The following is a 20,379-nucleotide window of genomic DNA, read 5'->3' as shown; positions in this document are numbered from 1 at the left end:
GGTGACGATCACGATCGATCTCAACCGATCAGGCCGAAGCACCATAACAGGATCGATTTCTGCGCGTGGAGGCGGTTTTCGGCTTCATCCCACACGGCGGATTGCGGACCGTCGATGACCTCCGCAGTCATTTCCTCGCCACGGTGGGCAGGGAGGCAGTGCATGAACGTCGCGCCCGATTTGGCCGTGGCCATCAGCCCGGCATCGATCCGGAACGGCGTCAGCGCGGCGACACGCGCGTCGGCATCGGCCTGGCCCATCGACACCCAGCAGTCTGTTACGACGACATCGGCATCGGCGGTCGCGCGCGCCGGATCGCGCTCGATGGTGATGCGCGCGTTGCTGTCGGCGAGGCGTTCATTGGCCTGGCTGACGAACGCCGGATCGGGATCATAGCCTTCGGGACACGCGACCGAGACCGAAAAACGCATCAACCCGGCCGCTTCGATCAGCGAATTGACGACGTTGTTGCCGTCGCCCGACCAAGCCCATTTGCTGCCCGGCAGCGCGATGCCGCGATCAAGCGCGGTCAACAGATCGGCCGTGATCTGGCAGGGGTGCGAGCGGTCGCTTAGTCCGTTGATCACCGGGACGCTGGCATAGTGCTCCATCTCGTCTAGCTTGGCCGGATCGTCGGTGCGCAGCATGATCGCATCGACATATCGGCTGAGCACACGCGCGGTATCGGCCACCGTCTCGCCTCGTCCGAGTTGGGTCGATCCCGCGTCGAGAATCAGCGAAGAGCCACCCAATTGCCGGATCGCGGCGTCGAAGCTGGCACGGGTGCGCGTCGAGTTCTTCTCGAACACCATCGCCAGCGTATGTCCGGCAAGCGGGGCATCCGCATCGACTTTGCCCTTGGGCCAGCCCTTGCGCGCAGCCTTGCGGTCGAGCGCATCGGCAAGGATTGCCGCAATGCCATCGCCGCCGGCGTCCGACAGGTCGAGGAAGTTCCGGATCACGCGACGGCCAGCACCGGCGAAAACGTCCGCGCTCCCTCGCTCAACCGTTCGATACACTCGGCAATATGGCTGTCATCGATGATCAGGGGCGGAAGCACGCGAAACACGTTTTCGCCTGCGGCGACGGTCAGCAGCCCATGATGATCTCGCAAATGCGCGACGAAATCGCGGCTGACCGCCGTGTCTTTCATCTTGATGCCGAGCATCAGACCCTTGCCGCGGATTTCTTCGAACAGATGATCGTAATTGGGAATCAATTGCTCGAATGCCTGACGCAACCGGTCACCCATAGCGGTGACATGCGGCAGGAAATCCGGTTCGAGCATCACGTCGAGGATTGCCTGCCCCGCCGCCATGGCCAGCGGATTGCCGCCATAGGTCGAGCCGTGCGTGCCGATGACCATGCCCTTGGCCGCTTCCTCGGTCGCGAGACACGCGCCCAACGGGAAGCCGCCGCCAATACCCTTTGCTGCGGTCATGATGTCCGGCGTGATGCCGTAATGCTCATACGCCCACATCTTGCCGGTGCGGCCGTAACCGCACTGGATTTCGTCGAGGATGAGCAACAGGCCGTGTTCATCGCACGCCTTGCGCAGACCGGTGATGAACTCTTGCGAACCGGCGGTCATGCCGCCTTCGCCCTGGATCGTCTCGACAAGGAAGCCAGCGGTCTCGGCGTCGATCAGCGCCAGCGCTCCTTCGAGATCGTTGAACCGCGCATAATCGAAGCCGGGCAGGAGCGGCTCGAACCCGTCGCGCATCTTGGCCTGATCGGTAGCCGAAATCGCGCCGAGCGAGCGTCCGTGAAACGCATTCTTGAACGTGATCAATTTGTAGCGTTCGGGATTGCCGTTGACGTCGTGATAGCGGCGCGCGGTCTTGATCGCGCACTCGATCGCCTCGACGCCCGAATTGGTAAAGAACACTGTATCGGCAAAGCTGTTGTCGACGATGCGCTGCGCCAGCGCTTCCCCCTGCGGCGAGCCATAGAGGTTGGAGACGTGCATCAGCGTCGCCGCCTGTTCGGCAATCGCCTTGGTCAGATGCGGGTGGCCGTGCCCCAGTGCATTGACCGCGATACCGGCGGCGAAATCGAGGTATTTCTCGCCGCGCTCACCATAAAGATACACGCCCTCGCCTCGCACCGGCCGAACCCCGCAACGGGGATAGACGGGCATGAGCGGCGTGATCGGCATGGCGAAACTCCCAAAGCAAAGAGGCGACCCGGTCAGGGCCGCCTCTATGCACCGTTTATAATGGAACGGCGGGCTTCAGGTCAATTTAACGACGATATGGATCGTTGTCGTACCGGTCATACTGGTTCGGCACGCCGTCGCGATCGCGATCGTTATAGCCATTGCGGTCATAGCGACGGTCGCCATCGCGCGCCTCATAACGAACGCGCTGTTCAAGCCGGGCTAGCCGGTTCCACAGCTCGCGCTGCTCGCCGCGGTCATAGCCCGAACGATAATCGTCCCAGCGATATCGCTGCGCGCGCTTTGAGACATAGCCAAGCTCGCGACGCAGTGAGCGCTGTTCGGAATAATTCAGCGCGCCACGTTGCGACAATCGGTCGATCTGGAACGACACGGCTCGGATACGCTGGTCGATGCCACCACCATTATATTGGCTATAGCCCTGGCCCTGATTCCCGCCCCAATATTGAGCGGTGGCAGGGGCCGCGGCGGCAATACTCGCCAGCGCGATGATCGGAACAAGAAACTTACGCATCGGTACCTCCTATTGGTTCGATGCTTCGCTGCTAGGCGATTTGACTTGCGCGATGGCTGAACGCGCTTGTTATCGCGGGTTCAGTTCTTAAGCTTCCACCCCGTCCGCAATAGGACGTAGCACAGGATGGCAAGGACGATATCGATCGCCAGAATGACCGCGCCGCCGATCATCACGGGCGAATCCGCAACGCCGATAAACCCGTAGCGAAAGCCGGAAATGACGTAGTGAAACGGGTTCAAGCGGCTGAAGATTTGGAACGCCGGATGCAGCTTGTCGATCGCGTAGAACGTGCCCGACAGCAACGACGCGGGTGCGATGACGAAATTGCTGATCGTCGCAGCATGATCGAATTTTTCCGCCCAGATCGACGTCAGCACGCCCATCAACGCGAGCATCGCCGAGCCGAGCAGGCCGAACCACAACACCGCGCCCAGATGCGCGATACCGATGTGCACGCCGGGCCAGAACAACATGGCGAGGTAGATCGCCATGCCGACCATCAGTGCGCGAGTCACGGCGCCGCCGACCATCGCGGCGAGGAGTTCGCCGCTGGACAGCGGCGGCATCAGGTAATCGACGATCGTCCCCTGAATCTTGCCGACGAGCAGAGAGAAGCTGGAATTGGCAAAGGCGTTCTGCATCATGCCCATGACGATCAGCCCGGGGGCGATGAAATCGGCGAAAGCAACCTGCTGTCCGCCGACCGTTACCGGCGTACGCCCACCCGTCGCGACGGTGAAAATCACCAGAAACAGCAGCGTCGTCACCGCCGGCGCCCACACCGTCTGGAGCTGAACCTTGAAAAAGCGGCGCACCTCCTTCACATAGAGCGTCTTCAAACCGCCCCAATTCACGTTGCGGATGATCGGCTCGCCCGGCTCGTGCCGGATCGCGGTGCTGTCGTTCATGCCATGCGATTAGGGTCGGAGCCACGAGCGAGCAAGGATTACGATGGCCTGGACCGACGAGCGGATCGATAAGCTCAAGACCATGTGGGAAGGCGGCAAGACCGCCAGCGTGATCGCCGAGGAGCTGGGCGGCGTCAGCCGTAACGCGGTGATCGGCAAGGCGCACCGCCTGGGCCTGCAATCGCGCCCGTCGCCGGTGACCGCGAAGGAGACCGAAAGTCCGGCCGCTGTGCCCGCCGTCAAACAGGCTGCGCCGCCCGCTGCCGTCCCGGCGCCGCCGTCGCAGCCCGCGCCGCCCCGGCGATTGGTGCCCGCGCGGCCTTCGCCGGAGATCGCCGGCAAGACGACATTGCTCGAACTCAGCGACAAGGTCTGCAAATGGCCTGTCGGTCATCCGGGCGAACCGGATTTTCACTTCTGCGGCGACACGGTGAACCCCGGCTTCCCGTATTGCGTGCAACATTGCGGGCAAGCATATCAGGCGCAAATGCCGCGCCGCGACCGCCGCATGCCACCGCCTTTGCCGTTCGGTGGGCCACGCGTGCGATAAGGCTTGGCGTTCGCCGAACAAAAAAAGGGGGAGGACGCTCACGCGCCCTCCCCCTTTTTTGTCTCAATCGATGCTAGAAGCGGAACGCGGCTGTCACGCGCATCGAGTGCCAGCGAAAGTTCGGATCGCTGCGCGCGATCGTCGTCCCGCCGCCGTTCAAGATGAACGGGTTGGTTGCCGGGGCGGTACCTGCACCCACCGCAACGCGCGTGTCGTTGTCACGCAGGCTGGTGTAGAGATATTCAAGGCCGATCGAAAAAGCGCCAATGCGCTGTTCGACACCGCCGCCCGCGCTATAACCCCAGGCGTCGTGACTGCCGTTCGTCACGAATGTGTTGGCCGTGTTCGACGTCGTGAAATTGTTGCGCAGCTTGCCGTAAGCAACACCGCCGGTGCCGTAGAACAAGGTCGTGCCGTTGGGCGTGAACCCGACCCGGCCACGCGCACCCGCGTCGTATTTCAAGCTGCGTGTCAGCGTGTAACTCGCTGGTGTCGTGCTGAACCCGGACGTCGAATCGCTAATTCGCGTTTTGCCTAAATCACCAACAAAGCCGACGACGATATGCTTGCCGAACATGGTGTCACCACCGATACGCGCTTTGTACTCGATGCCATCCTTGTCGTTGCGGCAAGCATTGTTTCCGGTGCTGGTTGCCGAACCATTGCAGAAACCCGGGGAGAAGGCGTTGGCACCAGCCGCCGTCGGGATGCCGTTGCTGAAGGTCGTGCCGTTACGGCTGAACAGCAGAATAGAGCCGCCGTCGTTCGGCTGAACCGCACCGCCGAAGGATCCGCCGACGTAGAAGCCGTCATAGCCGCCACGCGCTTCACTATCCTGGGCGAAGGCCGGGGCGGCAATCGCCATTGCCGCAGCCCCGGCGAGAATCAAATTACGCATTATAATCTCCGTGTTTTCCGGAACTAGAAACGAAGCGCCCCACCCTTCGGATGCATCATCCCGCGGATCCCGCGCGTGCTGTGGCAATTATGTCACCCGCTTGCCGCGAGGACTCGCGCATCGCAAAGGAAGGCATGAGCGATTTGTTCGACGCTGCGCCGGGGAGCGCGGGTTCCGGTGATTACGATGCATCCTCGATCGAGGTGCTGGAGGGGCTCGAACCCGTTCGGCGCCGACCGGGCATGTATATCGGCGGGACCGACGAACGCGCGCTGCACCACCTTGCCGCCGAAGTGCTCGACAATGCGATGGACGAAGCCGTAGCGGGGCATGCGTCGCGGATCGAGGTGACGCTGGACGCGGGCAACCGCCTGACGGTCATCGACAATGGCCGCGGCATTCCGGTCGATCCGCACCCCAAATTTCTGGAGAAATCCGCGCTCGAAGTGATCATGTCGACGCTCCATTCGGGCGGAAAGTTCGACGGCAAGGCCTATGCCACCAGCGGCGGCCTGCACGGTGTTGGTGTCAGCGTGGTCAATGCCCTGTCGAGCGACACGGTGGTCGAAGTGGCGCGCAACAAGGAACTGTTTCGTCAGCGATTTTCGCGCGGGCAAACCCTGGGCGCGCTCGAAAAGCTGGGGCCGACGCAGAATCGTCGCGGCACCAGCGTCGCGTTCACGCCCGACGAGGAGATTTTCGGCGAACTGAGCTTCAAGCCCGCGCGGCTGTACCGTTTGGCGCGGTCCAAGGCATATCTGTTTGCGGGTGTGGAAATCCGCTGGAAGTGCGACCCCGCGCTGATTTCGGATGGATCGAGCGACAGCTCGGTCCCCGCCGAAGCCGTTTTCCAGTTTCCGGGCGGTCTCGCCGATCATCTGCGCGAACAGGTCGCGGGCCGCGAATGCGCCACCGCCGAATTCTTTACCGGCAGCCAGGATTTCCCCGGCGAACAACAGGGTCGCGTCGAATGGGCGGTGGCGTGGCCACTTTGGTCCGACGGCAGCTTCAGCTGGTATTGCAACACCATCCCGACGCCCGACGGCGGCACGCACGAAGCGGGCCTGCGCGCGGCATTGGTCAAGGGACTGCGCGCATTCGGCGCGCTGGTCAGCCAGAAGAAAGCGGCGGATCTTCAGCCCGAAGACGTCATGGCGCCCGCCGAGCTGATGCTCAGCGTGTTCATCCGCGATCCGCAATTCCAGTCGCAGACCAAGGACCGCCTGACCTCACCCGAAGCCGCACGGCTGGTCGAAAATGGGGTGCGCGACCATTTCGACCATTTCCTGACCGACAATATGGATCGCGGCCGCGCGCTGCTGGCCTATGCCACCGACCGGATGGACGAGCGCCTCGCCCGCCGGGCCGAGCGTGAGATCAAACGCAAGACGGCGACGTCGGCGCGCAAGCTACGCCTGCCGGGGAAACTGACCGATTGCTCGGCGAATGACCCTAAGGGCACAGAGCTGTTCATCGTCGAAGGCGACAGCGCCGGCGGCAGTGCCAAACAGGCGCGCGACCGTAAGGTGCAGGCGATCCTGCCGATCCGCGGGAAGATCCTCAACGTCGCCAGCGCCACGCTCGACAAGATCAAGGCCAATAGCGAAATCGCCGACCTGACGCTCGCGCTCGGTTGCGGCACGCGCGACCGGTGCGATGCCGACGCGCTGCGTTACGAACGCGTGATCATCATGACCGACGCCGACGTCGATGGCGCGCATATCGCCACGTTGCTGATGACTTTGTTCTTTCAGGAAATGCCCGAGATCGTCCGGCGCGGGCATGTCTATCTCGCCCAGCCGCCGCTCTATCGCATCACCGCCGGGGCCAAATCGCTCTACGCGCGCGACGATGCGCAACTGGAAGAGATCAAGCGCGGCGCGTTCAAAGGCCGCAATGTCGAGGTATCACGATTCAAGGGCCTAGGCGAAATGAACCCCGGCCAATTGCGCGAAACGACGATGGACCCGAAAACCCGCACGCTGATCCGCGTCACGCTGCCGCAGGAATATGAAGACCGCGCGGGCGTGCGCGATCTGGTGGAGCGCCTGATGGGCAAGCACCCCGAACACCGCTTCAATTTCATTCAAGAGAATGCGGCGCGCGTGGATGGTGAGACGATCGATGCGTGAAGCAGATGAGCCAAATGAGCGGGAGCTCGACCTCTATTACAAACTTGAGGCCTGGACGAAGGCAGCCATCGAAGTCGTAGATCTCGTCTACAAAATTACGGCCATTGCTGTGCTTTTGTCGGTCGTCACGTATGCGGCCAGAATCCGGCCGCTATTTGAGATTCATCTGATGGTCTTTGCCCTCATCGGCTGCATCTCAGTTCTTAGCTTGGCTATTCCGCTACGAATTGCCAGTATTATGAACGCGCATCGGGCGGCCTTATTCACTGTGCGAGGGAGAGTTATATTCCTACTGTCCGCAGCTGTAGTCATATTTTACGTGAGCGGTATCGCGAATGGTGCCCCGGTAATCGCTGAAAAACTCGCGGATGCTGTTCACCCCGAAGTGGGCAAAGCAGGACATTAGAGGTTAGCACCGCCACATCGAACGTCGGCCTTAGATAGATAGTGCTCCCACCAACGCCCTGACCTTCTTCTGTCGCCATTGGGGCAGTGGGGCTACGAGCCAATAGCCGCGCGGGTCTTCGCTGGTCGGTTCGGCGGCGGCGATCAGGGCGGGGATGAGGGCTTGGCCCAGCCCTGCAAGCGCGGCGTCGAAGGCGAGGCCGGCGTCAGCCACGGTCAGCGTCGCGCCTTCGACTTCCGGCCCGTCACGCCAGGCGATCGCCGCGCCCTTGCCCACGGTGGCGAAACCGCGCGGGCCGATGGGCATGCCCTCATGCTCGCCCGGCCCGTCGGCCCAGCAGATGGCGAGGTCGAGATTGGCTTCGGTGAAATCGAGCCCGTTTTCGCTGGCAATCAGATGCAGGCGCAGATCAGGATTATCCTGGCGATACGCTGCCAGCCGCGGTGCTAACCAGCGCGCGGTCAGATCACGCGGCGCGGCGATGGTCAGCGATTGCGACGATTGCCCCGCCTGCATCGCGCGAACCGCTTCCTCGAAATTAAGAAACCCCTTGCGCAGTTCGACCAGCCCCGCTTCTCCCTCCGGAGTCAGTTCGAGCCCCTTGGGCGTACGGCGAAACAGCACGAGGCCCAGCGTGTCCTCAAGCGCGCGAATCTGTTGCCCGACCGCTGCGGGCGTCACCGCCAGCTCGTCCGCCGCGCGGGTAAACGACAAATGCCGCGCGGCAGCGTCGAACACGCGCAGTCCGTTGAGCGGGAGGTGCGTACGTTTCATGGTTTCACGCTCAACCCGCCGTCACCGGTGCGGTCAGCGCGAATTTGGGGATGACGACGTCGAAGCTCGATCCGTCCTCGCCGACCATGCGGTAACTGCCCTGCATCGATCCCGTCGGCGTCGCCAACGGACAGCCCGAGACGTAATCATAGGATTCGCCCGGCGCGATGACCGGTTGCTCACCGATCACGCCGTCGCCCTCGACCGTGTGGTGCGCGCCGCGTCCGTCGGCAATGTCCCAGCGGCGGGTCATTAATTGCGCCGCCATTGCCCCGCCGTTCTCGACGCGAATGTGATAGGCCCAGAACCATTGACCCCGGTCGGGCGTGGATTGTTCGGGGAGAAAGCTCACCGATACGCGGACGGTGATGTCCCTGGTCGTGGCGGCATAGGGGAACAGCGCGTTCATGATATTGGGCACCGTCACAGGCCTGCCGCCCGCAATGCCTGATCGAGATCGTCGATCACATCCTGCGGGTCTTCCAGCCCGATGCTGATCCGCAACATGCCCTCGTCGATGCCCATTTGCAGCCGCACCTCCTCGCTCAGCCCGCTATGAGTCGTCGATGCCGGGTGCGTCATCAAGCTGCGCGAATCACCGATATTGTTGCTGATGTCGACCAGTTCGAGCGCGTCGAGGATCGCATGCGCCTGACTCCGCCCGCCGTCGACGTTGAGCGCGAAAATGCACCCCGCCATATCCATCTGGCTCATCGCCAGATTGTGCTGCGGGTGACTGGGCAGGCCGGGGAACAGCACGCGCGGCACGCGGCCTTCGATGAACTTCCCGACTTTGAGCGCATTTTCCGACTGCCGCCGGATGCGCAGGTCGAGTGTCTCGAGCCCCTTCAACACCACCCAGGCATTGAACGGCGACAGGTTCGGCCCCGTATTGCGCTGAAACGGCAGCAGCACGTCGTCGATGAACGCCTTCGTTCCACAGACTGCGCCGGCAAGGACGCGCCCCTGTCCGTCCATCATCTTGGTCGCCGAATAGGCCACGACATCCGCGCCGAATTCCAGCGGGCGTTGAAGCGCGGCGGTCGCAAAAGCATTATCGACGACGCTGGTAATCCCCCGCTCGCGCGCCAGCCCGCAGACGAAGCGCAGATCGACCACGTCCATCGTCGGGTTGGCGGGGGTTTCGAAGAAGAACACCTTGGTTTCGGGCCGGATCGCATCGACCCACGCATCATTGTCGCGTGCGTCGATGATCGTCGTCGCGATGCCGAATTTGGGCAGCAACGTGTCGGTCAGCCAGCGGCACGATCCGAATGCCGCACGCCCGGCGACGACGTGGTCACCAGTCTGCAACTGACAAAGCAAAGACGCGGTCATCGCCGCCATGCCGCTGGCCTGAACGCGGCAGGCTTCGGCGCCCTCCATCAGCGCGATGCGTTCTTCGAGCATCTCGACCGTCGGGTTTTGCAACCGCGAATAGGTCATGCCCCGCTGCTCGCCCGCAAACCGCGCGGCGGCATCGGCAGCCTTGTCGTATGTGAAGCCCGACGACAGGATCAACGGTTCGGACGTCTCGCCCCACTCGCTGCGCGCAGTCCCGCCGCGCACCGCGAGAGTTGCGGGCCGCCAATGCTGGGTGATCGACCGGTCTTGGCCGCTGCGCCGTTTCATGTCTCCGCCCTATGAGGCAGCAGCGCGCGCCGCAACCGCTCGACGAGCCGTTCGCGCGCATCGAGCACTTGTGTTGCGCGTCCGGTGAGCAGATCGTGTTGCAATCGACGCTGATTTTCCGCGAGGGCCGCGAACAGTCCTTCGGCTGCGCTCTCCGCACCATAGCCCAGCGCATCGAGCACCCCACGCTCATAGTGCATCAGCGTACCCGCCCAGTTGCGCGCCGCCGGCGATGCGGCAATTGCGGCAATCATCGCATCCAACGCGTCGTACAACAGCGGATAGGGGTGAGCCTCGGGCAACGCGGTCGCCGCCAACACCGTAACCCATTCGATCGCCGCGGCGGGCAAGGGTTCGGCGAGCAACCCTGCCCGGCTCTCGACCAGTTCGGCGGTCATCGCCGGCAGTTGCGTCTCTACCCGCGCGCGCAGTTCGACGACGACGCGATTCGCGGGCATCAGCACCGGCCTCAGCCGCCGCGAGCGTCCGCCGCGCACATATCCGGCGACCAGCCCGTGTTCGCGCGTCATCACGCGGACGATCGTCCCCGTTTCGCCATGCGTCCGCACCGCGCAGACGATCGCGTCGGCGCGGATCAGCATTATTGCGCCACGGCGGCGTCGGCGTGGAAATGGTCGTAGACAAGGCCGGCCACGGCATCGCTGACCCCCGGCGCGGTCCGCAGATCCTCCAGACTCGCCGCCTTGACCGCGCGCGCGGTGCCGAAATGCATCAGCAGCGCGCGTTTCCGCGCGGGCCCGATGCCGGGCACTTCGTCGAGACTCGACGTCACCAGCGCCTTGGCGCGCTTGGCGCGGTGCGTGCCGATGGCGAAGCGATGCGCCTCGTCGCGCAACCGCTGGAGGAAGAACAGCACCGGATGGTTCATCGGCAGCTTGATTTCGCGCCCATCGGACAAGTGAAACACCTCGCGCCCGGCATTGCGGTCCGGCCCCTTAGCGACGCCGACGATCGCGACTTCCTCGACGCCCATCGATTCGAGCACCTGCCGCACCGCCGAGACCTGTCCCTTGCCGCCGTCGATCAGCAGCAGATCGGGCCACACGCCGCGTTCGCGATCCGGATCTTCCTCGATCGCGCGGGCGAAGCGGCGTTCGAGGACTTCGCGCATCATTCCGAAATCGTCGCCGGCGATGGTCTCGGGGCGCTTGATGTTGAACTTGCGATACTGGCCCTTCACGAAGCCCTCGGGCCCGCCGACGATCATCGCGCCGACCATATTGGTGCCCATGATGTGGCTGTTGTCGTACACTTCGATCCGCGCCGGCGGAGCGTCGAGCTCGAACAATTCGGCGACGTCGCGCAGCAGCTTGGCCTGGGTCGAGCTTTCCGCGGCGCGCCGGTCGAGCGCTTCTTCGGCATTGCGGATCGCCTGTTTGACCAGGCGGACGCGGTCGCCGCGCACCGGCTGGGCGATGGCGACCTTGCGCCCGGCTTTCTCGCTCAAGGCCTCCTCGATCAACGCCTGTTCAGGCAGTTCGCGGTCGGTCAGGATCGTGCGCGGCGGCGGCACTTCCTCGTAGAATTGCAGCATCGTCGCGGCGAGCACGTCTTCCTCGGAAATGTCGCCGGTATGCGCCGGGAATACCGCACGATGTCCCCAATTCTGCCCGCCGCGGATGAAAAAGGCCTGGACGCAATGGACACCCGATTTGCAGGCGAGCGCAAAGATGTCCGCATCGCCCACGCCCTCGGCATTGATGAACTGGCTACCCTGAATGAAGGTCAGCGCGCGGAGACGGTCGCGCAGCATCGCCGCGCGTTCGAAGTCCATGGCCTCGGCAGCTTCGCCCATCGCACTTTGGATCTTTGTCTGGACGCTGGTCGCCTTGCCCGCGAGGAAATCCTTCGCATCGCCGACCAGTTCGGCATAGCCAGTCGGGTCGATGCGGTCGACGCACGGCGCCGAACAACGCTTGATTTGATACAGCAGGCATGGCCGGTCGCGATTAGCAAAAAAGCTGTCGGTACAGCTTCTTAAGAGGAACAACTTCTGCAGTGCGTTAAGCGTGGTGTTAACCGAACCTGCGCTGGCGAAGGGTCCGTAATAGTCGCCCTTGGCGCGCCGCGCGCCGCGATGCTTCTGGATGCGCGGATATTTGTGATCGGCGCGGATCAGGATGAACGGGAAGCTTTTGTCGTCGCGCAGCAGGACGTTGTAGGCGGGACGGAAGCGCTTGATCAGCTGCGCTTCGAGCAACAGCGCCTCGGCCTCGTTGTTCGTCGTGACGATGGTCATGCCCCGAGTCTGCGCAACCATGCGTTGCAGCCGCTTCGACAGGCGCGCGACCTGGGTATAGTTCGAAACGCGGTTCTTCAGCGTGCGCGCCTTGCCGACATAAAGCACGTCACCACGCGCGTCGGTCATGCGATAGACGCCGGGCTTGGCGGGGAGCGTCCGCAACACGTTACGGATCGCCGCCACCCCCGCGTCGAGATTGGGCTGGTCCGACCCACGCACGGCGAACGTCGCCTTCTCCTCGAGAAAGCGCGTTTCACCGCGTGGGGTATCAGGACGTCCGGCCGGAGTTCGCGCCATAGCTTCGATTTAGGAGTTGTGCGGGCAAACGCCAATCAACCCGCAGCGACATCCTTGGGCTCGGGCAGCGCGATGACGTTATCGACGGCGACATGGCTCGCGAGCGCTTCGACTCCCGACAGGTCGTCGAGGTCGCGGCCGCCCGTATCGACGTTGAGATCGCGAAACCGCTTGCCCGTCGACAACAACCGCGTGTTGTAGGAATTCGTCGCCTTGTTGAACGAGCCGACCGCGCGATTGAGATGCGTCCCGGTGCTGGCAAGATGTTCGCCGACCACCGACAGCCGCTCGTACAGTTCCTTGCCGAGCAAACCGATCTGGCGCGCTTCCTTGGCCAGTTTTTCCTGCCGCCACACCGCGGCGACGGTGCGCGCGATGGCGACGAGGTTGGTCGGGGTCGCGAGAAGCACGCGCCGCTCGAAGGCAAAATCCCATAGGCCCGGATCGTGCTCCAACGCCGCGGACAGGAAATGTTCGCCGGGGACGAACATGATGACGTAATCGGGTGCGTCCTCGAACTGGTTCCAATAGGCCTTGTTGCCCAATGCGTTGACGTGGTTGCGCATCGAGGTCGCGTGCGCGGCAAGACCGAGCTTGCGCGCGTCGTCGTCGACCGCGTTGAACGCATCCTGATAGGCGTTGAGCGACACCTTGGCGTCGATCACCAACGCCTTGCCTCCAGGAATGTTGACCACCGCGTCGGGGCGCAGGCGTCCGCCGTCATGCTCGACACTGACTTCGGTCTTGAAGTCGGTATGTTCGGCGAGGCCGCAGCTTTCGAGGACGTTCTTCAACTGCTGCTCGCCCCAGCGTCCCCGCGCCTTGGGGGCATTGCGCAACGCGTTGACGAGGTTCGCGGCCTCGGCCGAGACGCGTTCGGTGCCGGTACGCATCGCTTCGATCTGCCCCTGCAGGACGCCAAAGGCATCGCGCCGTTCGGCCTCGACCTTGGTGACCGATTCTTCGTAGCGCTTGAGCGTGTCCTGCACCGGACGGATCAGCGCGGTGACGCCGAGTTTGGTGGTTTCCTCGGATTGCTTGAAGCGTTCGTCGGCGCGTTCGAGGAATTTGGTCTGCGCGGCGTCGAGCGTGGTCTGGGCGATCGCCTTGAATTGGATCGGAAGTGACTCGCGGACGTCCTTCAATTCGGCGAGCAAGCGCGCCTGCGCCGCCGCCTGTTCCTCGCTGCGCGCGGTCAGATCGGCAATTTTAATCCTTAGCGAGCCGCACTCGCCGACTGCATTGTCGCGCTCGGCCTCCAGCGTTTCGCGCAGGGCGCGCAGCATTTCACCCTGGGCCACGCTTGCGGCATGTTCGGCGCGCACTGCCGACGTTCCGCGACCGCCGAGCAGCCAGCCGATCGCCAGTCCGGCCAGCAACGCGACAATGCCGATGACGATCAATTCCAACTTTATGCCCCTGCTCGATTCACGCGATTCACACGTGCCATTGCGCGGTGTGAACCCGCCTCATGACCGAGGGGAACATGCCATGAACTTGCCGCGGTAGGAAAGCTAAATCTGAGGGCGGTCGTCGCGCAGTCCCGTCGCCTTGATGATGATCAGCGCCACCGCGATCGCCAGCGTGTCGGCGAGCCAGTCCTTCGGGTCGCAATCGCGATGCAGTGCGGGGATCGACTGGAACACTTCGATCAACGCGCCGAGGAACGACAGACGCTCGCCGATGCGCAGAAGCGGCGTCTGCCGCCAGCCAAACGCCGCGAGGCCAACGAGCACGCCAAACGTCAGTGCATGCTTCAGCTTGTCCCAAAGGTTGGCGAACGGGTCGTCCACCGCCGGTAACAGCGCGAGCACAACGGCCAGCACCATCGCAGCGACGAAGAGGACGCGAAACGCGCGTGTGACGTGCGCATTCGCCAATAGTCTATTGAGCATGGTCAGGCGGCGCGGCGCAGCTTGTCGAGTTTTTTAAGAATCATCCCACGTTTCAGGCGGCTGAGGTGATCGATGAACAGGATTCCCTCGAGGTGATCCATCTCGTGCTGCAAACACGTCGCCAGCATGCCCTCGATCCGCTCGTCATGCTGTTTGCCGTCCAGATCCATCCAGCGCGCGCGGCACGACGCCGGGCGATCGACCTCGGCATATTGGTCGGGGACCGAGAGGCAACCTTCGTTATAGATGTTGCGGTCTTCGGCGGGTTCGAGGATTTCGGGGTTGATGAACACGCGCGGGTCGCGGATCGGCTTGCCCTCTTCGTTATCCTCTTCCTGCAAGTCGATCACCAGGATGCGCTGTGGCACGCCGACCTGAACCGCGGCGAGGCCGATGCCCGGCGCGTCGTACATCGTTTCGAACATGTCGGCGACCAGCGTGCGGACGCCATCGTCGATGGCCTCGACGGGCTTGGAAATCACGCGCAGCCGCGGGTCGGGTGCTTCGAGAATGGGGCGTATGGCCATCGACCCGAATTAAGCCGCCGGTGCGTCGCTTTCAACCGCCGGTGCTTCCCACAATTCGATCGGGTTGCCTTCGGGATCGTAAATACGTGCGAAACTGCCTGTTGCCGGGTCGTTCCATTCGGCTTTGGTGATCACATCGATCCCCGCCGCGCGCAACTTGCCGAGCAAGTCGTCAAGCCCTACGACGCGGTAATTGAGCATGACCTGACGATCGATGGGGAAGTGATCCGAATCGCGAGCGAACGGCGAGAACACCGTGGTGCCAGCTTCCTGTTCCCACATCCCCCATTGGCCATCACCGATACCGAGATGCGTAGCGTACCATGCGCTCAACGCCTTCGGGTCGTTCGCCCGCAGGAAGATGCCGCCCACACCTGTTACGCCCATGATCACCTCCTCAAGAAACCGGTCGTCGCGCCCTCAATGCCTGAGCCAGGGTGCCGTCGTCCAGCCAGTCCAGCTCACCGCCGACCGGCAAGCCGTGCGCCAGCTGGGTGAGGCGCACCGGCAAGCCCTCCAGCCGATCGGCGATGTAGTGCGCGGTGGTCTGCCCCTCCAGCGTGGCGTTCATCGCCAACACGACCTCATCGATCCCGCCCGCCGCGACGCGCGTGACGAGGCGATCAATGGTCAGGTCCTCGGGCCGCACCCCATCAAGCGCCGACAGCCGCCCACCGAGGACGTGAAACCGCCCGGGGAACAGCCGCGAGCGTTCGAGCGCCCACAAATCGCTGACTTCCTCGACCACCGCGATGGCGCGTTGATCGCGGCGCGGGTCGGCGCACACGCCGCAGGGATCGCTGGTGTCGATATTGCCGCACGTCGCGCATTCGGTGAGCCGTCGATCGACCGCTTCGAGCGCCGCGAGCAGGGGCACCAGCGCCGCTTCTCGCCGCTTCATCAGGTGCAGCACCGCGCGCCGCGCCGATCGTGGGCCGAGCCCCGGCAGCCGCGCCAGCGCCTGGGTCAGCGCGTCGAGTTCGGGGGATGCCATCGTGTGGAACAGATAGGGGGTTGCGCGGGCAAACGCCACCGCCGCATGGGGGCGCATGCGGATCGTTTTCATGGGCACGCCGGATTTCGCGGTGCCGAGCCTAAACGCGCTGGTCGCGGCGGGGCACGAAGTCGTATGTGTCTATACCCAACCGCCGCGGCCAGCTGGTCGTGGCAAGCGGTTGCACCCTTCGCCGGTGCAGGCGCGGGCGGGGACACTGGGTATTGCGGTGCGATCGCCCGTAAGGCTGCGGGACGCAGAGGCGCAGGCCGAATTTGCCGCGCTCGATGCCGATGTGGCGGTGGTCGCGGCTTACGGGCTGATCCTGCCGCAGGCGGTGCTCGATGCGCCGCGTCGCGGCTGTATCAATGTCCATGCGTCACTCCTGCCGCGCTGGCGCGGCGCGGCGCCGATCCAGCGGGCGATTCTGGCAGGCGATGCGGTCACCGGCGTGACCATCATGCAGATGGAGGCCGGGCTCGATACCGGGCCGACAATGGCCAGCGGGGAGTTAACTGTCGGCGGTAGCGATGCCGGGCAAGTCACTGAGAATCTTGCAACACTCGGTGCGACCTTGCTCGTCGATGTTCTTGCCGATCTCGACAGCCATCCGCCGGTCCCGCAGCCCGAAGATGGCATCACCTATGCCGCGAAGATCGACAAGGCGGAGAGCCGCCTCGACTTCAACCTGTCGGCCACGCAGGTCGTCCGCCAAATCCGCGCCTTCGCACCCACCCCCGGCGCGTGGTTCGAGCATGCCGGCGAACGGTTCCGCATTCTGGAGGCGCAGGCCCTCCTCACCCCCGAACCCGCCAGACCGGGCACGATCATCGACGATCGTCTGACGGTCGCCTGCAACCCCGGGGCGATCCTGCCCCTGTCGGTGCAACGCGCCGGGCGCGGCGTCATGACTGCGGAAGACCTGTTGCGGGGGTGCGCGCTGCCGCCCGGAACGCTACTCGCGTGACGCGCTTTCGCCTGACCGTCGAATATGACGGCCGCCCGTTCATGGGGTGGCAGCGGCAGAGCAACGGCCCCAGCGTGCAGGCCACCATCGAACGCGCGATCCGCACGACGATGCGCGAAGACGTAGCGGTCCATGCGGCGGGGCGTACCGACGCCGGCGTCCATGCCCGCGCGATGGTTGCGCATGTCGATATTGACCGCTCGATCAGCGCCGAACGCTTGATCGGCGCGCTCAATGCCGGAGTGCGACCCGATCCGGTGTCGGTGATCGAGTGCCGGCAAGTCGATCCACAGTTTCACGCGCGTTTCTCGTGCGTTGCGCGTCATTATGAATATGTGATCGTCAATCGCCGTGCGCCGCTCGCGATCGAGCGCGGACTGGCATGGCGGGTCGGGCCACAGCTCGATGCGGCGGCGATGCATGACGCCGCGCAGATCCTGGTCGGCCATCACGATTTCACCACCTTCCGCTCGGCGCATTGCCAGGCGGATTCGCCGGTCCGCACGCTCGACCGGCTCGACGTGGCGCGCGTTGGCGAGCGCATCTCGATCCAAGCTTCGGCGCGCAGTTTTCTCCACCATCAGGTGCGCTCGATGACCGGGTGCCTGGCGATGGTCGGCGAGGGCAAATGGAGCGCCACCGACCTTGCCGATGCGCTGGCGGCGAAGGATCGCGCCGCATTGGGCTTCAACGCCCCGCCCGACGGGCTGTACTTCGTCCGCGCAGATTACTGACCGATCAGGATTTCGCGCGCGGGGGTGTGGCCGAGGAACGCCGTAGGGCTGGCGGTTGCGCCATAAGCGCCTGCCATGAAGATCGCGATGACGTCACCCACATCGGCACGCGGCAACTGCACCTGATCGGCCAGCCGGTCGAGCGGCGTGCACAGCGCGCCGACGACGCTGACGGTTTCGAGCGCGCCCTCTCCGCCGACCACCGCCACAGGGTAATTGCGGCGCACGACGGTGCCGAAATTACCGCTCGCCGCGAGTTGGTGATGCAGCCCGCCATCGACCACGAGGAAGGTTTCGCCGCGGCTCTCCTTTCGGTCGATCACGCGCGTGAAGTATATCCCGACCTCGCCGACCAGCCAGCGGCCGAGTTCGAGCGCGAAGCGCGTTTCGCGCAAGATTGCTGGACGGTTGGCGAGGGTTTCGCCGAGCCGCGCGCCGATCGCCGCCACATCGAGCGCACGATCGCCCGCGAAATACGGAATGCCGAACCCGCCGCCGAGGTTGACCAGTGGCGGCGTGACGCCAACCGCCTCGGCAATCTCCGCGGCCAGCGTCACGGTCGCCGCCTGCGCCTCGGCAACGGCATCGCCGTCGAGGCTCTGACTGCCGGCAAAGATGTGCAGCCCGCGCCAATCGGCACCGGCGTCGATCAGGCGGCGCACCAATGCGGCCGCGCGATCGGCATCCACGCCGAAGGGCGACGCCGCGCCGCCCATCTTCATCCCCGATCCCTTGAGCGCGAACGGCGGATTGACCCGCACGGCGAGCTTTGGCGTCACGCCCAGCCGCGCCGCGATGTGCAGCGCGCGACCGGCTTCGCCTTCGCTTTCGAGATTGAGTGTGACACCGGCAATAATCGCCTGTTCGAGTTCGGCATCGGTCTTGCCCGGCCCGGCAAAGCTGATGTGCGTCGCTCCCGCTGCAATCGCCGCCGCCAGTTCGCCGCCCGACGCCACGTCGACGCCGTCGACCTGGCCCACCATCGCGCTCAGCAGCGGCGCGAACGGATTGGCCTTCATCGCATAATGGATCGAAACAATGCCTGGCAAGCTGTTGCGAAGATACGCTATCTTTGTCTCGACCTGCCCCAGATCATAGACGAACAACGGGGTGCCGGCATCGGCCATGGGCAGCAACGCGGCTAAGCGCTCCGCGGTCCACCAGTCCGGAATCGGGCCATAAGGCTTCATGACAGTGTCCTCACCGCGACGCGGTCGAGCTTGCCATTGGCATTGCGCGGCAGGTCGGCGCGGCGTTCGATCATCGCCGGAACCATGTACGACGGCAATTCGCGTTTGAGGTGGGTCATCAGTCGAGCATCGTCGCCCGCACCGCTCACCGCCAGCCGGATCAGCGCACCCGCCGCCGCATCGGCGACACCCCAGGCAACGGCCTCGACGGCCTCACCGCTGTCCAGCGCCGCCGCCTCGACCTCGAACGGGCTGACGCGCTGGCCCATCGTTTTGATCATCTCGTCGTCACGACCCGCGAAGAAGAACCGCCCTTCGGCGTCGCGCCGCACGGTATCGCCCGACCATACCGCCATGCCGCCCGAGGTCGCCCAATCGGGCGTGGGGCGAAAGCGCTGGGCGGTGCGGTCGGGATCGCGCCAATAGCCCTGTGCGACCAGCGGCCCGGCATGAACCAGCTCGCCCGGCTCACCCGCCGCCGCCGCGTTCCCGTCGGGACGGACCGCCATCACCTCGGCGAACGGAATAGCGCGCCCCATCGATGTCGGATGCGACCTTACCTCCGCCGGGTCGAGATAGGTCGAGCGAAACGCCTCGGTCAGCCCGTACATCGGAAAGATATCGGCATTGGGGAAGCACAAGCGCATCCGGTCGATCATCGCGGGAGTCAGCGCGCCACCGGTATTGGCGATCCGCCGAACGCTCGCGCCAGTGTCGCCCCAATCGAGCGCGAGCAATTGCGTCCATAAAGGTGGCACGGCAGTGATCGACGTAATCTCAAAGCGTTGCACTGCCTTCATGACGTCACGCGGCAGCAGATAGTCGAGCGGCACCGCCGTCGCGCCCGCGCGCCATGTGGAGAGCAATTGGCTCTGACCGGCGTCGAAGCCGAGCGGGAGGACCGCCAGCACATGCTCGTCGGGCGTCACTTCGAGGTAATGCGCCACGCTGACCGCGCCGAGCCACAAATTCGCGTGGCTCAGCATCACGCCCTTGGGCCGCCCCGTCGAACCCGACGTGTACATCAACGCCGCGAGCGCGTGCGGGTCGGCATTCGAAGGCGGCAACGCCTCGCCCCGCCCCGCTTCGGTCGCCACCTTGCAATCCTCGGGTGCATCGCCCGCGGCAAGTGTCGCAGCGCGCGCCGCGGCGGTGAGGAGCAGCGACGCGTCGCTGTCCGCCAGGATATGCGCCACCTGTGCGCGCTTGAGCACCGGATTGACCGGCACATGCACCAGGCCGGCACGCGGCGCGGCGAGCGGCATAAGGCACGCCTCGAGCGTTTTGGGCAGCCAGGTCGCGACGCGTGCGCCGGGTGCGAAACCGAATGACGCCAGCCATCCGGCCAATTCGCCGACACGTCGTTCAGCCGCGGCATAACTCAGCGTATCGCGCGCCATGACCAATGCGTCGCCGCTGCCAAAGCCCAGCAGATGATCGATCGGGCGCGGCACGGGATCGAGCGGGACCATCACCGCCCTCTAGCCGCTCCCCCCCGCGCTTGCGACCCCGCGTC

General features: G+C 64.4%; 22 protein-coding genes. 5 read left to right on the top strand and 17 right to left on the bottom strand.

The genetic code is table 11. From position 1 onward, the window contains the following. Nucleotides 1-20: 20 nt before the first annotated feature. The 4 genes from argF to ACM9ME_RS06095 form a co-directional block, all read right to left on the bottom strand. Nucleotides 21-962, bottom strand: coding sequence for an ornithine carbamoyltransferase (gene argF, locus ACM9ME_RS06110; RefSeq protein ID WP_415642549.1), 942 nt, complete (start codon nt 960-962; stop codon nt 21-23). Continuing rightward, nucleotides 959-2,158 (bottom strand): aspartate aminotransferase family protein, encoded by a 1,200-nt coding sequence (locus ACM9ME_RS06105; protein ID WP_415642548.1) that lies wholly within the window; start codon nt 2,156-2,158, stop codon nt 959-961. The genes argF and ACM9ME_RS06105 overlap by 4 nt, the downstream gene beginning before the upstream one ends. Nucleotides 2,159-2,243: 85 nt before the next feature. Further along, nucleotides 2,244-2,693: a hypothetical protein gene (locus ACM9ME_RS06100; protein ID WP_415642547.1), complete on the bottom strand. Its 450-nt coding sequence runs from the start codon at nt 2,691-2,693 to the stop codon at nt 2,244-2,246. Between the two features lie 80 nt (nt 2,694-2,773). Continuing rightward, a complete protein-coding gene (locus ACM9ME_RS06095; protein ID WP_415642546.1) occupies nt 2,774-3,604 on the bottom strand; it encodes an ABC transporter permease in 831 nt (276 codons plus the stop codon). 43 nt (nt 3,605-3,647) lie between these two features. Here ACM9ME_RS06095 and ACM9ME_RS06090 point away from each other — a divergent pair, with 43 nt between their 5' ends. Further along, nucleotides 3,648-4,154 (top strand): GcrA family cell cycle regulator, encoded by a 507-nt coding sequence (locus ACM9ME_RS06090; protein WP_415642545.1) that lies wholly within the window; start codon nt 3,648-3,650, stop codon nt 4,152-4,154. Nucleotides 4,155-4,227: 73 nt separating this feature from the next. Here the strand turns inward: ACM9ME_RS06090 and ACM9ME_RS06085 are convergent, their stop codons facing one another. Beyond that, nucleotides 4,228-5,052 carry an outer membrane protein gene (locus ACM9ME_RS06085; RefSeq protein WP_415642544.1) on the bottom strand — a complete coding sequence of 275 codons (825 nt, stop codon included), beginning with the start codon at nt 5,050-5,052 and terminating at the stop codon, nt 4,228-4,230. Nucleotides 5,053-5,186: 134 nt separating this feature from the next. Here ACM9ME_RS06085 and parE point away from each other — a divergent pair, with 134 nt between their 5' ends. Together parE and ACM9ME_RS06075 are read left to right on the top strand one after the other, a co-directional pair. Further along, nucleotides 5,187-7,184, top strand: a complete 1,998-nt coding sequence (gene parE, locus ACM9ME_RS06080) for a DNA topoisomerase IV subunit B (protein ID WP_415642543.1) — start codon at nt 5,187-5,189, stop codon at nt 7,182-7,184. Beyond that, entirely contained in the window at nt 7,177-7,590 is a 414-nt protein-coding gene (locus tag ACM9ME_RS06075) for a hypothetical protein (protein WP_415642542.1), read from the top strand. The genes parE and ACM9ME_RS06075 overlap by 8 nt, the downstream gene beginning before the upstream one ends. A 30-nt stretch (nt 7,591-7,620) precedes the next feature. Here the strand turns inward: ACM9ME_RS06075 and ACM9ME_RS06070 are convergent, their stop codons facing one another. The 10 genes from ACM9ME_RS06070 to recR all read right to left on the bottom strand — a co-directional run bounded on the left by ACM9ME_RS06070 (nt 7,621) and on the right by recR (nt 15,972). Continuing rightward, entirely contained in the window at nt 7,621-8,364 is a 744-nt protein-coding gene (locus ACM9ME_RS06070) for a LysR family transcriptional regulator (RefSeq protein ID WP_415642541.1), read from the bottom strand. Nucleotides 8,365-8,374: 10 nt separating this feature from the next. Continuing rightward, the gene (gene apaG, locus ACM9ME_RS06065) at nt 8,375-8,773 is read right to left on the bottom strand and encodes a Co2+/Mg2+ efflux protein ApaG (protein WP_415642703.1); all 399 of its coding nucleotides are present in this window, start codon (nt 8,771-8,773) and stop codon (nt 8,375-8,377) included. Between the two features lie 14 nt (nt 8,774-8,787). Next, the gene (locus tag ACM9ME_RS06060; RefSeq protein ID WP_415642540.1) at nt 8,788-9,996 is read right to left on the bottom strand and encodes a trans-sulfuration enzyme family protein; all 1,209 of its coding nucleotides are present in this window, start codon (nt 9,994-9,996) and stop codon (nt 8,788-8,790) included. Then, nucleotides 9,993-10,598: a DNA repair protein RecO gene (gene recO, locus ACM9ME_RS06055; RefSeq protein ID WP_415642539.1), complete on the bottom strand. Its 606-nt coding sequence runs from the start codon at nt 10,596-10,598 to the stop codon at nt 9,993-9,995. The genes ACM9ME_RS06060 and recO overlap by 4 nt, the downstream gene beginning before the upstream one ends. Then, nucleotides 10,598-12,556, bottom strand: a complete 1,959-nt coding sequence (gene uvrC / locus ACM9ME_RS06050; RefSeq protein ID WP_415642538.1) for an excinuclease ABC subunit UvrC — start codon at nt 12,554-12,556, stop codon at nt 10,598-10,600. Before uvrC ends, recO begins: the two co-directional genes overlap by 1 nt. Nucleotides 12,557-12,591: 35 nt before the next feature. Continuing rightward, nucleotides 12,592-13,971 (bottom strand): DNA recombination protein RmuC, encoded by a 1,380-nt coding sequence (locus ACM9ME_RS06045; protein ID WP_415642702.1) that lies wholly within the window; start codon nt 13,969-13,971, stop codon nt 12,592-12,594. Nucleotides 13,972-14,070: 99 nt separating this feature from the next. Beyond that, on the bottom strand, nt 14,071-14,451 hold the full coding sequence (locus ACM9ME_RS06040; RefSeq protein ID WP_415642537.1) for a VanZ family protein: 381 nt from the start codon (nt 14,449-14,451) through the stop codon (nt 14,071-14,073). 2 nt (nt 14,452-14,453) lie between these two features. After that, nucleotides 14,454-14,978 carry a peptide deformylase gene (gene def, locus ACM9ME_RS06035; RefSeq protein ID WP_415642536.1) on the bottom strand — a complete coding sequence of 175 codons (525 nt, stop codon included), beginning with the start codon at nt 14,976-14,978 and terminating at the stop codon, nt 14,454-14,456. A 9-nt stretch (nt 14,979-14,987) separates the two neighbouring features. Continuing rightward, nucleotides 14,988-15,365 carry a VOC family protein gene (locus ACM9ME_RS06030; RefSeq protein WP_415642535.1) on the bottom strand — a complete coding sequence of 126 codons (378 nt, stop codon included), beginning with the start codon at nt 15,363-15,365 and terminating at the stop codon, nt 14,988-14,990. A 10-nt stretch (nt 15,366-15,375) separates the two neighbouring features. Further along, nucleotides 15,376-15,972, bottom strand: coding sequence for a recombination mediator RecR (gene recR, locus ACM9ME_RS06025; protein WP_415642701.1), 597 nt, complete (start codon nt 15,970-15,972; stop codon nt 15,376-15,378). Between the two features lie 55 nt (nt 15,973-16,027). Between recR and fmt the strand changes: the two genes are divergently transcribed. Then, the gene (fmt, locus tag ACM9ME_RS06020) at nt 16,028-16,939 is read left to right on the top strand and encodes a methionyl-tRNA formyltransferase (protein ID WP_415642534.1); all 912 of its coding nucleotides are present in this window, start codon (nt 16,028-16,030) and stop codon (nt 16,937-16,939) included. Beyond that, nucleotides 16,936-17,673, top strand: coding sequence for a tRNA pseudouridine(38-40) synthase TruA (gene truA / locus ACM9ME_RS06015; RefSeq protein ID WP_415642533.1), 738 nt, complete (start codon nt 16,936-16,938; stop codon nt 17,671-17,673). Before fmt ends, truA begins: the two co-directional genes overlap by 4 nt. Here the strand turns inward: truA and ACM9ME_RS06010 are convergent. Further along, the gene (locus ACM9ME_RS06010) at nt 17,667-18,863 is read right to left on the bottom strand and encodes a pyridoxal-dependent decarboxylase, exosortase A system-associated (protein WP_415642532.1); all 1,197 of its coding nucleotides are present in this window, start codon (nt 18,861-18,863) and stop codon (nt 17,667-17,669) included. The two genes, truA and ACM9ME_RS06010, sit on opposite strands and share 7 nt — an antisense overlap. Next, nucleotides 18,860-20,335, bottom strand: coding sequence for an AMP-binding protein (locus tag ACM9ME_RS06005; RefSeq protein ID WP_415642531.1), 1,476 nt, complete (start codon nt 20,333-20,335; stop codon nt 18,860-18,862). Before ACM9ME_RS06005 ends, ACM9ME_RS06010 begins: the two co-directional genes overlap by 4 nt. Nucleotides 20,336-20,379 lie beyond the last annotated feature (44 nt).

This window comes from Sphingomonas antarctica, from assembly GCF_965137005.1.
GTDB classification, from domain to species: domain Bacteria; phylum Pseudomonadota; class Alphaproteobacteria; order Sphingomonadales; family Sphingomonadaceae; genus Sphingomonas_O; species Sphingomonas_O antarctica.
Note: the sequence above shows the minus strand (reverse complement) of the source record. Positions and strands in the feature narration are given on the sequence as shown.